The sequence below is a fragment of the Scrofimicrobium canadense genome (assembly GCF_009696615.1).
Lineage (GTDB): Bacteria > Actinomycetota > Actinomycetes > Actinomycetales > Actinomycetaceae > Scrofimicrobium > Scrofimicrobium canadense.
On sequence record NZ_VULO01000017.1, the window covers coordinates 24989 to 41161 of the forward strand.

9 protein-coding genes are annotated in these 16173 nt (G+C 50.7%); 2 read left to right on the top strand and 7 right to left on the bottom strand.

Annotated features, from left to right (window positions below; translation table 11 throughout):
- Positions 1-26: 26 nt before the first annotated feature.
- The 4 genes from FYJ24_RS11825 to FYJ24_RS11840 all read right to left on the bottom strand — a co-directional run bounded on the left by FYJ24_RS11825 (position 27) and on the right by FYJ24_RS11840 (position 7217).
- Entirely contained in the window at positions 27-2012 is a 1986-nt protein-coding gene (locus tag FYJ24_RS11825) for a DUF6541 family protein (RefSeq protein ID WP_154546654.1), read from the bottom strand.
- Between the two features lie 20 nt (positions 2013-2032).
- Positions 2033-3322 (bottom strand): nucleotide sugar dehydrogenase, encoded by a 1290-nt coding sequence (locus tag FYJ24_RS11830; protein WP_154546655.1) that lies wholly within the window; start codon positions 3320-3322, stop codon positions 2033-2035.
- A gap of 99 nt (positions 3323-3421) precedes the next feature.
- Positions 3422-5527 carry a glycosyltransferase gene (locus FYJ24_RS11835; protein WP_206192702.1) on the bottom strand — a complete coding sequence of 702 codons (2106 nt, stop codon included), beginning with the start codon at positions 5525-5527 and terminating at the stop codon, positions 3422-3424.
- A 145-nt stretch (positions 5528-5672) separates the two neighbouring features.
- Entirely contained in the window at positions 5673-7217 is a 1545-nt protein-coding gene (locus tag FYJ24_RS11840; protein WP_154546657.1) for an LTA synthase family protein, read from the bottom strand.
- A gap of 171 nt (positions 7218-7388) precedes the next feature.
- On the opposite strand from FYJ24_RS11840, the gene FYJ24_RS11845 reads away from it, so the two are divergent.
- Positions 7389-9371, top strand: coding sequence for a DUF6541 family protein (locus FYJ24_RS11845; RefSeq protein ID WP_154546658.1), 1983 nt, complete (start codon positions 7389-7391; stop codon positions 9369-9371).
- A 12-nt stretch (positions 9372-9383) separates the two neighbouring features.
- Here the strand turns inward: FYJ24_RS11845 and FYJ24_RS11850 are convergent, their stop codons facing one another.
- From FYJ24_RS11850 to wecB, 3 genes are all read right to left on the bottom strand, one after another.
- Positions 9384-10655 (bottom strand): glycosyltransferase family protein, encoded by a 1272-nt coding sequence (locus tag FYJ24_RS11850; protein WP_154546659.1) that lies wholly within the window; start codon positions 10653-10655, stop codon positions 9384-9386.
- A 167-nt stretch (positions 10656-10822) separates the two neighbouring features.
- Positions 10823-12001: a glycosyltransferase family 4 protein gene (locus tag FYJ24_RS11855; protein WP_154546660.1), complete on the bottom strand. Its 1179-nt coding sequence runs from the start codon at positions 11999-12001 to the stop codon at positions 10823-10825.
- Positions 11998-13068 (bottom strand): non-hydrolyzing UDP-N-acetylglucosamine 2-epimerase, encoded by a 1071-nt coding sequence (gene wecB / locus FYJ24_RS11860; protein WP_318656698.1) that lies wholly within the window; start codon positions 13066-13068, stop codon positions 11998-12000. The genes FYJ24_RS11855 and wecB overlap by 4 nt, the downstream gene beginning before the upstream one ends.
- A gap of 76 nt (positions 13069-13144) precedes the next feature.
- Between wecB and FYJ24_RS11865 the strand changes: the two genes are divergently transcribed.
- A partial coding sequence (locus FYJ24_RS11865; RefSeq protein WP_206192703.1) for an N-acetylmuramoyl-L-alanine amidase occupies positions 13145-16173 on the top strand: 3029 nt, incomplete at its 3' end.

Here is a 16173-nt window from a genome sequence, read left to right on the forward strand (position 1 = left end):
AATCTGTCCTCATATTGCGGTTTTCTCTATCGACATGCCGTAATTTCATAAAGCGTAGCTGTCCCACCGTGGTCAATCGGCGTGAGCCCATCGATACTATCAATATCGTTGAGACCAGAATACGCCATCGCATTATCAGGGTTTAATTCGTAACGAATCGGATCAGAATACACATAGTCGATGCCGTTTCGAACTAGCGCGTCGCACACACGAGGATCAGAACCAAGCATGTCGAAGTCATTTGCAAGAAGATTGGTATCGTCGCTGCGGCTTCCTTGGAAATGAGGAAATACAACCGAAATGTCTCCAACGGCATACGCTAATGCAGCCCCGCTATGGGGTGTGCCCAGAATAACTGCATCATCAGGCAGCTCGTTCGACAAGCGCCGCAGCATATCTAGCTCCTCATCGCTGACCAGCGCATTGAGGCCAGTTTTTCCCGAATAGCGATAGTTGATATCTAGCTGAGAACTTGCATTACGGATTGATAAGCCAGCAGTTCCACAGACAATTATGAAGATAAGTACGCCGACCGTCACGGGTGGCAGCCAGGTAGAACTCATACGTTTAGATTTTTCCAACGACACGAAAGCCTTTGCGGCTAACTCCCCCCAACCAAGTGCAGCTAAAGGAACCGCAATAAGAGGTACCGCGGCCCCAATTCGTACAGGATCTGAATACCAAAGCGCACCTATTGCGGTTCCTGGCAAGGCTCCCGTCGATACCGCCAAGTAAAGATATGTGACACTGCCCCAAGCTGGAATCATCCATATGCGTGAAGTCTTAGTCGCGCAGAAAATGAGGCCTACACACAATCCAATGAACAACACATAGTTTGGATTACTGTTGCCATATCCTTGAGTGCCCAGTTGGGAATCAGAAAGGACTCCCCAAATCTCCCCTGGTAAATATGCGGTTGGCGGACGCCATGTCCATGATGCAACACTTCGCCCTAGATCACTAAACCATAGAGCGCCTACTCCGCCGACAGTTCCCAAAAGCACTCCCCATAGTGCGATCTGGGCACCCACTGTTGCGCGCACCTGGCCTACCATCACGACAATAACCAGGTAGAGAATCCTCCAAATGCCCAGCATTACCAGCACCAGCAGGCCTTGAGGGTGTCCGATTGCCACCCCTGCAACAGATAACAACGCCAATACTAGGCCGCCCCCGTCAAGGGAGAGATTCTTTCCTTTCAGTAGCCATATGAGTTGCGCGAGAACTAATGGAACTAATGCGTATGCGTAGAGCAGAGGCCACAGCGTTCCGTAAGAGGCAACCCGTTCTGGGAAGGCTATGGACGCTCCCGCAAGCAACGCCGCCGCCAGTGGCGCAAAGCGGAGTGAAGGTGCAATCGCATAGGTAAGCAGCGCGGCTCCCAGGGGCCAAACGATCGCCATAATGAGGATGGCTACAACGTTCGTTGCAACTACGACATCACCACACACACTTGCAACAAGTGCTACGAAGTCATGCCAACCAGCCGGGTAGAACGCAGGGGACCCATCACTGTTGGCAGCGGCACCAAGAGTGAGAGTAGATCCCAACCCCGTGTCGACAATATGCCGGACCGCATTCAGGTGGAATACAGCATCCCAGGTTTGGGCGGGTCGAAAAGGCGACTTCATTGCATAAGCGCTGGCACCGATGGTAACAATCGCACTGAGGGTAACACCAATAGCAATAGTCTTAACCGGCACCTTTACATGCCCACCGTGTTCGGTAACGCTAAATGAGTGAGGCAGCAGACGCCGGATCCCCCATCCGGAAACAAACCATATTCCAGACCACACAATAAGCGCCCACACACTCCAGGGCAGGTGAACAAATTCTGCCGCGATTGCGCCGGAACCCATGAGGAATGCGGATATCGGGAATATCGCAACAGCCAGGCCAAAACCGCGAGCCCCCCAGGCCCATGAAACGGCCAATCCAGGTGCGGTTAAAATACACGCTGCGACCAAAAACGGAATGATCGCGTGTAGCCACACCTGGAATAGCTCAACCATTATTATCCGACCTGGTGAGGCTACTCGCCGATCACCATGCGTGGAGTACCCGCCCATAGAACTGGATCGGTGACGCGCCGACCGTCAAATAGGAGCTTCACACCCGGGAAGTCAGTCGGCTGTACTTTTGAGTATTCTTTGTGGTCAGCTTGGACGATAACGGCATCTACAGCATCACCTAGGTGGTACGGATTCCATCCGAACGACTCTATCTCTTGGTCCGAATACATGGGGTCGTGCACTAGTACGTTTGCTCCGGCTTGTTTCAGCTCATCAACCGTGGCAAACACTCCTGAGAATGCGGTCTCTTTAACGCCGCCTCGGTATGATGCGCCAAGTACCGCCACGGTTGCCCCCTGCAGAGAACCCAAGGTGTCTTTCACGCGATTCACTACGTAGCCTGGCATTCCCGCATTAAATGTACGAGCCGTGCGAACCACTGTGGCATCAGGATCAGTCGACAAATAGAGTCGAGGATAAACGGGGATGCAGTGCCCACCTACCGCGATACCGGGCCTGTGAATGTGGCTATACGGCTGTGAATTGCAAGCATCAATCACCTTGTTGACGTCGATGCCGATCTTGTCTGCATATACGGCAAACTGGTTGGCTAAACCAATATTCACATCCCTATACGTAGTTTCGGCTAGCTTTGCCATTTCTGCAGCCTCGGCACTACCCATGTCCCATACCCCGTTGGGACGAGGGAGGTCTGGACGGTCATCAAATTGCAGCACATCCTTGTAGAAGGCAATGCCTGCTTCAGTACCAGCCTGAGAGAGCCCTCCGACCAGTTTTGGATACTTTCTGAGGTCAGCAAAGACTCTTCCAGTGAGTACCCGTTCGGGCGAGAACACCAGGTGGAAGTCTTTGCCCTCTTCGAGGCCTGAGATTTCTTCCAGCATCGGCTTCCACCGCCCACGGGTAGTGCCAACTGGCAGTGTGGTCTCATATGAGACCAGAGTATTGGGGGTGAGATGCTCAGCCAAAGACTCTGTCGCCGCATCCATCCACGCAAAATCCGGTTCCCACGTTTCGTCATTGACGAAGAGTGGGACTACAAGGACGACGGCATCTGCATCAGGGATTGCCTCAGAGTAATCTGTGGTGGCACGAAGCCTTCCAGCAGGTACCAGTTTGGAGAGTTTTTCTTGGAGATACGCCTCACCAGGGAATGGTTCGATCGCTTTATTTATCAAGTTAACTGTTTCTTGATTCACATCCACGCCGACAACTTCGTGGCCAGCATCAGCGAACTGGACTGCCAGCGGCAGTCCGATCTTTCCCATAGCTACTACTGCAATGCGCATATCACGTTCCGTTCCTTGAGTGGGCGCAAATTTGCGTCCACTCGATCTTGCCAGACTCTAGGCTACTGCGACAATTCTCCCAAGCGGGTGAAAAACTGACTATTTATCGTTATCAATCCTGTTTGCTAAAACATCAATTTTCCATGACAGTTCGTCAATGCGCCGCATTACCGTTGAAGCTGCACGATAGGAAGGAATAAACCTCCACATAGCATCTTTGGCCCGGTGCCGCACTTTACGCATTATTTTGCCTGGCAGTGTACGCACGCGGCGAACCTCACGAGCATTTTCGGCTGGCATGGAGGCAATAAGTCTCTCTAACCCAGAAGAGTCTAGCTCAGACAGTTCCTTCCAATTCCACGCAATGAACTCTCCAGCGCGTCTCCATAGCTCACGATGGGTATACCACGGAGAATTGGCAGCTGCAAAATGCATTGATGTCCGCAAGAACCATAGATAGTACTGCCCAAACCTTTCTTTGAGCTCACCTGTGTCGAGCCATTCAAGCAGGCGAAATGCGATGTCCATATGGTCCTCACCACGGGCTGCACCGGTGAAGGTCAAGTTCATGGTGCTACCGACATGGCGTCGATAGTTATACACGTGTTCTTCAGGATTCAGATATACAGCCTTTTGAGTATTAATGCCGTAGGCTGAGACAAAATATGCGTCCTCATACCGCAGATCGTCTGGAAAGCGTAGCCCCAAGTTTTCGACCAACTCACGTCGAAATGCTTTATTGCATACCGATGCGTCTGTCTTCTCCAGAAGGTCGCTGGTCATTTCAAAAGTGCCTGACATGCGAACTCGGTAATAGCTCTCATCGATTGCGCGTCCAGCCGCAGTACGGCTGCCTTTTTCGTAGGCGGGACGAATTGATCCCACAGTGAGGTCAACCCCGTTGTCCTCTAACGCCTCAACGAGACGTTCCACTGCGTCAGGCTCAAAAAAGTCATCGGAATCTGAAAACATGATGACGTCCGCGCAGGCTCTTTCCAGTCCGATATTGCGCGCCGCACCCTGACCACGATTCTCCTGGGTGAATAACCGTAACCGTGGTTCGGTACGGAAATGCTCTTCAAGTATCTCAACGGATCCGTCAACCGAGCCGTCATCGACAACGATGAGGTCGACTTCGGGGACTGTCTGCTCCAAAATGGAGTCCACACATTGAGCAATATACTTTTCGGAGTTATGGACCGGCACAATCACCGTAGCTTTTGCTCGGTCTTGGGCAGCGCGGCGCTGCTTCACCATGTCTGGGGTTTCGATAAGTTCAAAAATTCCTCGCCGTTGGTTTGCATCTGCAATACCTAGGTCAAGACTTCCCGACTCCCATGCATTCCTAAACTCCAGCGATGCCTGCTCAATGAAGGGGCCCGCAACATCTGCCGCAAGGCGCTCAATATTCCAATCGTAGGCACCCCATTTAGCAATGTAGAAAAACGGTTTGAATTTTTCAAACAAGGAATGTTCACGCAGGTATGTCTCAATCGAAGAATACTCATCTGAGACACACATGGCTTTTCCTGGACTTGTTACCGAAGAAGCTTCATTGTCCATCCGATAGTGAAGATATGCGTCATCGGTAAAAATCACGCGGCGCGCAGTGGCCCACACTTTAAATCCGAATCCAGTGTCTTGATAGGACGCTCCTGGAGTCGGTAGGAACTTAATATCGTTCGCTTCTAAGAAGTCTCTGCGGTAGATACCCGACCAGATTGCCGGGCGTTCGAAAAGAATATGCGGTTCAGCCGCCACGTCAATTAACCGGCCGACCTGTTCAGGGTGTACTAGTCGGACAATTTTATTGGTAAGTCTGCGTTTTTTAGGATCTGTGTAGTGAGAATAAAAGTTGCTCTTTGCGACGTCCGCAGCATTTTTGGTTGCCAAAGTATAAAGCTTTTCGAACATGTCGGGTTCAGCCCAGTCGTCTGATTCGACTATCCCGATATACTCACCCGTTGCTGCCGCAAGTCCCCGATTCATTGAGTCGCCATAACCGGAGTTCGGCTTATCTATGACTACAATGCGGGAATCGAAAGCCGCATACTCGTTAATGATACTCAATGAGGAGTCCGTTGACCCATCATTTATGCAGATGATTTCGATGTCTTTCAACGTTTGTTGGACTACTGAGTCGAGGCACTCGTGGAGGAAGCGTTCGACGTTATAGATCGGGACCAGCACCGAGATCTTTGGCACAGGAGCTCCTTTCAAGCGGGTAACTCACGCAATGCTAACATCGCTGGAGTTGTTCCCAACACTAAACAACATCAAAGGTATCGATAGTCAACTAATCAGCTAAGCGCAACTCTCTAACCTTGATGGCTAAACGCTTGCACACCCATTACGGCGAACTCAAGACTTCCGGAGGCAACGGGCCTTCAAGTATGAGGCCAATCTCGTCGACGTCTTTCCCAACTATCGTATGCGCACTATTGGTAGATGAATCAGAGTTCAGTAACGATACCCCTAATCCAGCCCTTCCATCTTTGACAGTGGCACCTACCAATTCTAGGAGCGTTGGATACATATGGAGTTGGTTGTCTTTTTCTCGTACTATTTCGATCGGATTGGGACTGTATATGCGGTTGAATAAAGGGATGTTTCTCTGATCGTCGTTGTCCATTTTTAGGGTGTACTGCGAGACTGGGTGAAACTGAGCATGCATCGAATGATCAGCCATGATAACCACTACAGTATCTTCCATGAAACCGTTATTTTTCATGAAATCTAAGAAATCGGCAACGATATCGGATTGACACCGAACGGTTGAAATAGTCAAGTCTTCTGATGTCGTAGGACAGTATTCCCACTGATATATAGGATCATGGTTATCAAGCGTCAATAGTTCGAGGTTAAATGGCCGACCGGATTCACGTAAATCCACAATCTTTTCTTTTGCACGCTCAAACAACCTTTGATCAGAAAGACCCCAGAAATCTCTAGTCTCGACGTCCTCACCTAGTTGCGCCCAGTAGTCTTTCATCAGCACTTCGTCGTACCCGTGGGATTTGAGAAACAAGCCTTTGTCTTCAAACTCTGCGTCAGCACCTCCCATCCAGACATTTGTATATCCGGCGTTTGAGAGGATGTCGCCCAGACATACCGCATTGCCAAAGAACGTTGTTTCAGACTCGGGAGGGCGCTTCGGAAGTCCACATTGAGTACTGACAATCCCTGGCATTGTCCATCCCCCACTGGGGTAATGACTGAGTCTTTCTATTGTCTCCCACCCGTCGGTTGCTTCTTTTAGCGTAGTGAGTGCATCTTCACCGATGAGATCCTTATTCCCAAAAGCATCGTCCATAGATTCCAGGTAGATGACGACCAGATTCAAATCTCCCGAAGGAAGCTGCGCAACCTCCGGCTTCACATAATAGTCAGCCATAGAGTACTCACCGTTCAGAGTTCGTAGATACCCTTGAAGATTCACAGTCGAAGCCATCTGCCAACATCCGACTACCAATATCGACATAGAAATGACACCATAGGCTATTCCTGCTGTCCTTTCTAATTTGACGGCATTTTTTCTTCTGGAAAGCCGCCGAACAAGAAGAGTGACAAACGTAACGCATCCAGTGAGCCCTACTGATGCCAAAATCACACGGAAAGCAAACGACCTCACATATCCCTTGGGGATTTCGGCTACATCAGCATTCCCGGGTACGAATGTCAGCATTTGACGTACTGAAATCGCACCAAAGCGGCTTTCAATCCACGATGACGCAGTGAAAAGCAACAAACCTAGTAGGAGCAACAAACCGCCGACTCCCCACACAGCGAATTTGAAGAAACGCTTCTTTTGCTTAGGTGCAGGTGCTTCGACTATCGGTCTCGGGGTAGGGCAAGCTCCCACCTTGATCGTGTGCAGTAGGTTCGCTGATAGCATCCATATGACAGTAATATTAACTGCCGGTACTCAAAACAAAAAAGTGTCACGCAGAGTAAGTGACTCTCTGCCGCCCACGGGGACGCGCCATTCAGATAGTTCCTATACTTTCATCCGGTAGCACTCTTATGGCATCACTATCATCGAACTGGACACCGACCGGAGTTTTCTATGACCTGGATTTCATTCGCAGCAGCTTTTCTTGCGGTAATAGTTGTGTTAGCTGCTACCGGCCCTCTACTCACTTATACCTGGGGTGTGAGAGGCTACCCGATTGTCCTGTGGGGGATTCCGCTCTCAATTACTTTCATTTCAGTTTCAGCAGTTGTCTTTCAAACACTGGGGATCCGTTGGAATGCAATTTCCGTGGGGGTTCTGCTGGTATCTGTTTCATTGGGCGGTTTCCTTCTCAGAGGTAGATACAAAAGCCCAAGATCTACCAAAAAATGGAAAACTCCCTTTCTTTGGTTGACAATAGGAACAGCGCTAGGGACAGCCTCCGTTGCAGCTAGAACAATATCTGCATTGAGCCACCCCAGCTTGGTCTCACAAACATATGATGTTCCACATCATGTGAACTTAGCTTGGTCCATACTCAGCACCGGGCAGGGGTCGTCACTATCTCGGAACCTAGTGGGATCTACTTCTGGTAACAGTTTCTATCCAAGCGCCTGGCACGACTTGGTTGCTCTCGTCGCCCAGGTATCCGGCAGCTCTATTCCGACCGCGACCAATGCAACAATGGTTGTGGTGGCTTCATTGATATGGAGTCTTGGAATAGGACTCTTTCTGTGGACATTGACCGGTCTGCCAACGGCGGCATTTACGGGTGCAGCTTTGGCAGGGATACTACCGCAGTTCCCCGCCCATTTCTTGTGGTACGTGCTGTATCCGAATCTATTGGGTTTTGTGCTTGTGCCCTACCTTTTGGGAATGTCAGCACAGATACTAAGCCAACCTAGGAAACAGAAATACCTTCCTGCTTTGTTACTAGTTCTCTCCCTTCCCGGGATAACCCTCGCTCACCCTAACGCCCTTTTCGCTTTCGCCGTCATCTCTGCTCCATTATTCATTTATGGCATCGGCCTGTGGGTTTACCGCATAAAGACACCCAACTCGAAGTATCCCCGCACATGGGCTGCCGCTGCGTCGTTAGCAACTGTAATTGTCCTACTAATAGTGAACCAAGCAAGTATGCGGGTTCGTTCCATAGCTGCTCTTCGCACGAAACCTCATTGGGACGCTCTTGGAGGAAAGAAAGAGGCCTTATGGGCGGCACTATCCGGCCGCGCAGGCTGGGTTCAAACACCTTATGTAGATTGGCAGTCAATCACTGTTGGCCCTATTCCCTTTTTACTTGGAGCTCTTTGTATTGTCGGTTGCCTGTATTGTTTCAAGTTACCAGCAGCTCGATGGCTTCCTTTTTCATACGCCACAGTTATCGCACTATTCGTTGTAGCGCTCGGAGTGAACGGACCTTGGAGACCGTACCTCATCGGAATATGGTATTCAGATACTGACCGCATAGTCGCACTTGTAGGGTTAGTTGCTGCTCCATTAGCCGCACTAGGCGCATTTACCATTACTGAACTAATCGTCAAATACCTGCACCCCCCACTTACAGCCACCTCCGTGGGATTACTAGTAACCTGCTCGATTCTCGTAGCAGCACAATTCAATCCACTGCTACGCGCAAGCTATACAATGGTCGCACTCAACCACAGTTTTTCAAGCAACGATGCGATGCTCTCGCGCGATGACTTCGATTTACTTGAAGAAGTAGAAGATATCGTGGACCCCGATGAAGTACTCATCGGCGACCCTTGGGATGGATCAGTATTCTCTCCGGCATACACCAATAGAATCTTCGCTTTCCCCAGCCTCAATACATCCGAGGGCGACGACACAACCTACTTCATTGAAAACCTTAGCAACGCGCTCACCGACCCTGAAGTCTGCCAAATTGCCAACGATCACAACTATCGTTTTATTCTTAGTCTGGGTAATGATCGAGGGGAACATAATGGCCCATATGGGGACCCCAAAACTTTTTCTCCAGTCCACGATCTTTACGACCCCAAAATAGGCACTGTGATAGCCGCTTCGGGCAAATCGCAGCTGATTGAAATCACAGCCTGTAAAGATGCACAATAATTGCAGTGGGGTTTATCTTCTTCCCAATAGCTGCCGCAGAGAGTCGCTTATTCGTGCCACTTTGCTCACATATCTCCACCTGCGAGAATCTGTTATGGCGGTTAATTCATCTTGTAGGCTCTCAATTTGCCCTTGAAGTAAAACATTATCCGACCATGCTTGACGCAGCTGTTCTTCAGCGTCAGCTAGCCTAGTCGACTCTTTACGCAATCCGGACGCAAGGGTGTTCGCCTCATACTGGCTCTGGAAGCGCTGCTGGGCGACTAATAATGCGGATGATGCTGCATGAAGCACTCTCGCTTCGGGAGGCTCAAGGCTTCTTTCGGTCAGGGATTGCAGTATGTCAAGGAAAACACTGGAAATAGTATAGATGGTCCGAAAATCTGTGAGTCGTTCGCGCTGATATTTCGCGGCCTCACAGTATCTACCAATAATGTCTTCAAATAGTTCAGAAGCTGACCGCGATTCACTGTCGCGGCCCGAAAAATGAGAGTATGCCGCGTCCTCATAGTTGTCAGCGTTGAGGTATCCGGGACCTCCGAAATGGTCATAGATATACACCGGCGTCCCCGACACGAGACAATACTGCACCGTCTTACCTATGGTGACTACCAGATCGTATTCGGAGATAACCTCTGGTGTCACCAAGCGGTATTCATCGCCGCTCTCACCAAAAAACACCACCTGACACCCAGAATCTTCCAGAATCCTCATTGCATCGACAACCTCTATGGGCGGATGGTTTGAGACCACCAGGGCTCGCTGTGGCGCTTCTCCAGAAGCCCTAGCTTCTATTTGGGCAAAAGCATCTGGAGCAGGATTACAGTAGAAGCCCCCAGCGTAACCAGACGAGAAATACGGAGCTTGGGCGTCCTTCACCCGCTGTGAGATGAAAAGTGAAAGGGAGGCAATAGATTCCTCAATACCGAAGACAAATGGTCTTTCGTCGGCACACTCAGCTAGTGAAGACATATGCAGATAGATGAACATAGGAAGTTCTTTGGCACCAGGCAGCTCTTCAAGAACCTCTTGTGGGAGGACCTGGCTGTGTACCCATACGTAATCAAAATCCTCTACGCTAACCGAGCGCATCCGCGGTGTTAGCACATCGATACCGCTATCAGCAAAAAGATCACGGGCAGGACTGTCTAAAACCCATGTGAATACCGTGACCTGAGCACCAGATTCTTGTAAATACTTCGACAGTTCAAAAGTCGCCACCGTTGACCCGTTGATCCATGCCACCGTTGGCTGAGTGATGAGGAACCGCTTACCTGCTAGCATTCTTCAACTCTACCTTTTCTCGGCTATGTCCGGCCTCTTAGAGCTCTAAAGATGATACCTAGACCCTTTTTACACACACTCACCACAAGTGAGTTGTTGGCGCCAAGCGTGTGCAGCATGGAGGCTGACAAATCCGCACAGCAGTCCTGACTATAGAAGGATGTCTTTCATCTTCTCAGAGCATCCCTGACAGCACCAAGAACCCCATCGCCCGTTCTCGAAAGCGACCTGTTTTCAATAACCCAAGCTCGTAAAAAATTGGGGCTATACACGTCCCCTGTACGGAGCAACTCTGTCATTGCATCAAGAATTTCACCCATTTCATATTGGGTGGCAATACCTAGCTTTTCGTTTGTGATGTCATCGGATGCCTGCCCAGGACCAGCAAAAATAACTGGCGTCCCGCAAGCTAACGCCGCCAAGATTTTCGTTGGATACGGCGTATCTGTGGCGTGCAAGGGAGCTATAGACACCAGCGCCGCTATGGCACTCGAAAGTAATGGAGCCACCTCCCGTGGCTGCAGCATATCCATCACTAGCACCCTGGGAGCCATATCAGAGTATTGGTCGTTGATCTGTTGGGCCCGTCGACGTATCTCCGCCCAATCCGAGCCTCCCCCTACGAAAAGAAGCTGCGTTTGCGGTCTGGTTTCTAGAAGTCTTTCAAAAGCATCCAGGAATATAGTGGCTCCCTGGAACTCAGATGCTGTACCCGCATAAATAAAATAGGGGTCTTCAAGCCCCAAGTCCTGACTACCTCCGGGACGATAGACATCTGTATCGATACCATTGGGAACCAGAAATACTTGTTTGGCCCCCATTTTCCTGACTTGTCTTTCGACTCCTTCAGTTACGGCGATTACTCCCTTGGCACCACTAATAGCGAAGGACTCAGCCTTTTCCAAGAGCTTCACCACGAGTCCTGGGGCGCCCATCGATTTCGCACCAGAAGACCAAGTGTCAGCGGCGTACCACATATAGGGAGTGCGTCGAATAGTTGCAGCTGCGCGCGCGGCCAAGCCTGTCGTTGGCGGCGGTTCAACCATGATGAGATCAGCGCGCTTCGCTGCAAGTAATCGAAAGAATAACGGTATATCAAAAGAGAGATACGGAAAGTAGCCTCGTAAGTTTCCGTCTTTATCGCGAAGGGTGGGCCAGCGCTTCACAACAATGTCATTGTCACGATCTCCTCCATCCGTATGGGGATACTTCGATGTAAGTACCTCGACCTCAAACCCGGCTTTAACAAGCGCCTTTTCTACTGCCGCCCAACGTTGAGACGCTGCTGTGGGCTCGGGCAGGTGTACTCTAGTCGCAATGAGGATGCGCCGCTTCTTCTGACTCACGACTGGCGGCTTCCTTCTTTTTCGAGCAAGACCTCAGCTACTCGCGTTGCTGCCTGACCTTCTCCGTAAGGTGTGGCCTGCGTTGGCATTGGATTCAAATTCTTTACAGCAGTCTGAATGTCGTGTCCAGGAGCAGCCAACACATTCCAGCCCAGTTCCACGGTCTCTACCCACTCCGTTTCGGTCCGGACAGTGATGCAGGGGGTTCGAAGGAGGAAAGCCTCCTTTTGAAGGCCTCCAGAATCTGTAATAACAGCTTTTGCACCCATAGCAGCTCTCACTAGTTGAGGGTAAGGCAACGGATCGCACCACCGGAGGGTACCCACGTCCTGGTACAGATTCCATTCTTTGGCTTTCGACTGCAACCGAGGATGCGCTAAAAGGAATACCGGATCATCCAAGGCAGCCAAAGAGTCAACTAACGCAGCCAACCGTTCAGGAGTGTCAGTGTTCTGGGGCCTGTGAATAGTCGCTATGTAATAAGGGTGGTCACCCATCGCAGCTATGGGCAGCGCCCGGTCCTTGACTTGATCACGTACGTGGAATAGCACATCGGTCATGACGTCGCCAACAAGAACCGACCTACGGCTGAGTCCTTCATCCGCCAAGTGCTTCATCGCAACATCGGTTGGTGCCAAAAGAAGATCAGCTGAATGGTCAGTCAGCACACGATTGTGTTCCTCAGGCATTGCCCTGTTGAAGGATCGAAGACCAGCTTCGAGGTGAGCGATAGGGACTTGCAGTTTTGCTGCAGCGAGCGCAGCAGCCAAAGTTGAATTCGTGTCTCCATAGACTAAGACCCAAGAAGGCGCGTTATCTTGGGTGACTTTCTCAAGTTCTATAAGCATTTGCCCTGTTTGTTGCCCATGCGGACCCGAGCCGACCGACAAATGAACGTCAGGACGCGGAATCGCCAACTCAGAGAAGAACGAATCAGACATCAGAGGATCATAATGTTGACCGGTATGCACGATGACGTGCTCGATACCTTCTTCTTTAAAAGCTCTCGATATCGGAGCCAGCTTTACAAACTGAGGGCGCGCACCCACCACAGACATTACTTTCACGGTGTTCAGTCTAAATGGCAGCGTAGATGGCACCAAACGCTAAATAACCAAATATTCTGTTACAACTGTGCAGAATGTGACTACTGATGCTAATGTGGCAGTGATTGTCCCCTGTTTGGAGCAAACTGGCATGAATACAGTGAAAAAGTCAGCATCTTTTGCGTTAGTCAGCACACTGGCGCTGACCGGCATCTTTGCCGCAACTATGCCCGCAGCAATAGCGGACGATGATGTCTACGAAGAAGCTGCCGGGGCAGTAACCGCCTCAGACATACCCATGGTCGAAACCACCCTGGACCCTGCGTATACCGAAAGCTCGGCTGTACTCCAGACTGAAGGCGACCGGCAACAAGCCGAAGCTGTAGAGAACTCTGCAGAGGGAGACCAAGAACAGACGACCGACTACATTGCAAGAGCTGATTTGGTCTCGACCATCGCTATTATTGGTGTCACCTGGAATCCTGATGGCCCCCAACCGGCAAAAGTTTCTCTACGAACTCTTGAAAACGGCTTGTGGTCGGAATGGAGTGAACTTGAACTTGCACAAGAACAGGACAGCGACGCTCCGCCAACTGGAACCGAACCATTCATTGCAGCAAACTCGAGTGCCGTCGAAGTAGTCGCCAACACTGAAGATGGCAATCCAATTGACAGCATTACCGTCACAGTTGTTGACCCAGAGGGCAATCAAGAAATAGCAAACTCTTTGGAGAACCTTCCACCATCGGAAGACACTGAGACTACCGAAGACGATGAAATCGCAGAACCAGAGGTTGTCGACGAAACCACTCCTGAAGAAGATGTCGACAAATCAGAAGATGAAACAACTACAGAGGACTTCGAAGGCCTCACTGACCCAGACGAGGACTCACTTCCAGAGCCTTCACAAGAAGGTGCTGACTCAAATACTGACCAGCTAGATGATCTCGATGGTGCCGTCGAAGGTGATCCGGCGTGGCTCGCAGCGACAGCGGCACCTAGTGCGCTCACGACTGCCCTCAACCCGGCAGGCACTCAATTCGACACAGGAAAAAATGGTCTCGTTATCAACACGCGCAAGGCGTGGAACCCCAATCCTGCATATCTTTCGGGGAATCCAGTTCCTATCACCATCCAAGGCGCGGTTATTCACCACACCGCTGGAGGGAACAACTACAGCAAAGCTGACGTTCCCGGCATTCTGAGGGGAATCTACTACTACCATGCGGTCACACTGGACTGGGGAGATATCGGATACAACCTCCTCGTCGACAAATTTGGCGGCGTGTGGGAAGGCCGCACAGGTGGTCTCACGAAAGCTATCAAAGGTGCTCAGGCCTACGGTGCAAACTCCCAGACCTTCGGCATCTCCGTTCTAGGTGATTTCTCCAACGCCGCACCACCTGCAGTCGCTCAAGACGCTGTGGCAAAAGCAGTTGCATGGAAACTGGGGGTTCATGGAATCACTACAGCAACAGGTCAGATTAAAGTTGACGGCTATGATTTCAAAGGTCGTATGGTTCCCCGCGTGTCGGGACACCGAGACATCGGGGGCACTGCGTGCCCTGGACAGGCGTTCTATAATCAGCTTCCCGCATTGAGGACAAAGATCGCCAACTACATGAAGCCGTCGACCCCGACACCAACCCCCTCACCTAGTGCAACACCCGGCTGGAATGCTGGCAACATTATTTCGGACGCGGTCTTTTACAATGCTGGCGCAATGACTGAAGCACAAATCAAGACTTTCATCGAAAAGGAAGGTGCTTCTTGTAAGTCAGGGTCGGGGAAGAACTGCCTCAAAGACAAAAAATTCCCCTCGGCTAATCTCAAGACCTTGCGGGGAGCATGCAAGCCTCTCAACTTGAGTGGTAACCAGGCTCCATGGACGATTATTGCTAAGACCGCGTCTGCCTGCGGATTGAACCCGCAAGTGATCTTATCGACTATTCAAAAAGAGTCCTCTGCTATTACCCAGCCGCTCACAGATGATCAGTGGACGCGAGCCATGGGTTCAGGCTGTCCTACCGGTCAAAGCTGCGATTCAGCCCAGGCGGGGTTCATGAAACAGGTCTATTACGGGGCAGACAAGTTAGCTTCCTATAAGTTGACGCCTGATTCTTGGCCGTATTTGAAAGCCGTGAAGAACGGGGCTTCGGTCTCGATTCCCTATAATCCCGACAAGTCCTGCGGAGCACAGACAGTCAAAATAAGTAACTACGCCACCGCGTCTCTATACACCTATACTCCTTACGTTCCTAATAAAGCAGCACTAGATGCTTATCCTGGAACCGCTTCTTGTGGTTCCTATGGCAACCGCAACTTCTACATGAACATGAAGAAATGGTTCAATGGTGGTACCGCGCCTGGGAATAACGGTACTTCTCCCGGGGGTACATCTCCTACGAAACCTCAACCCCCAGCACCCACGGTAACGTGGAAAGATCGTAAGCAAATCGGATGGGGATGGAGCTCTAGCAAACCCATATTCGCAGGCAATATCGATCGCGACAACTATCCCGATCTCATGATCATCGATTCTCAGGGCAACTTAGGCTCTTTCAAAGGCCAATCTGGAGAGAGGTTCGGCAGTCGCCAACCAGTTGGATGGGGATGGAAAGGATGGGATTGGGTACAAGGCGGCATTGACTGGGATGGCGACGGAAAAATGGACCTAGTCGCTAGAAACAAGAGTACTGGCGGCTTGTATTTATATTCCGGCAACGGAAACGGGAATTTTAAAGCAAGTCGACAGATCGGACAGGGGTGGAACGTTGCTACCCAAATGGCGTTAGTCCGAACTTCACGTGGTCCAGCAATCTATGCAGTCATTGGCGGGGAACTCTTCTCCTACCCAGGAAATGGTAAGGGTGGTTTCAATTCCAGGGTCTCAATGGGAAAAGGGTGGGGTAACACAACCATGATCGTGGGAGTTGGCGATTGGACAGGTGACAGTATCCCCGATGTCGTAATGCGACGCGGCGACGGAACGCTTCACCTCTACCCCGGCACATCGAATGGACTACTCGGAACGTCTAAAGTGATAGGCCAAGGATGGAATGTCATGAGCTACGTCGGTAGCGCGAATCAGTATTCTCCCAAACAGCCTCTATGGGCTATCGATAG

What these genes read in the sequence shown, in the direction of transcription:
- FYJ24_RS11825 (WP_154546654.1), bottom strand. Translation starts at nt 2,012, where the DNA reads ATGGTTGAGCTATTCCAGGTGTGGCTACACGCGATCATTCCGTTTTTG.
- FYJ24_RS11830 (WP_154546655.1), bottom strand. Translation starts at nt 3,322, where the DNA reads ATGCGCATTGCAGTAGTAGCTATGGGAAAGATCGGACTGCCGCTGGCA.
- FYJ24_RS11840 (WP_154546657.1), bottom strand. Translation starts at nt 7,217, where the DNA reads ATGCTATCAGCGAACCTACTGCACACGATCAAGGTGGGAGCTTGCCCT.
- FYJ24_RS11845 (WP_154546658.1), top strand. Translation starts at nt 7,389, where the DNA reads ATGACCTGGATTTCATTCGCAGCAGCTTTTCTTGCGGTAATAGTTGTG.
- FYJ24_RS11850 (WP_154546659.1), bottom strand. Translation starts at nt 10,655, where the DNA reads ATGCTAGCAGGTAAGCGGTTCCTCATCACTCAGCCAACGGTGGCATGG.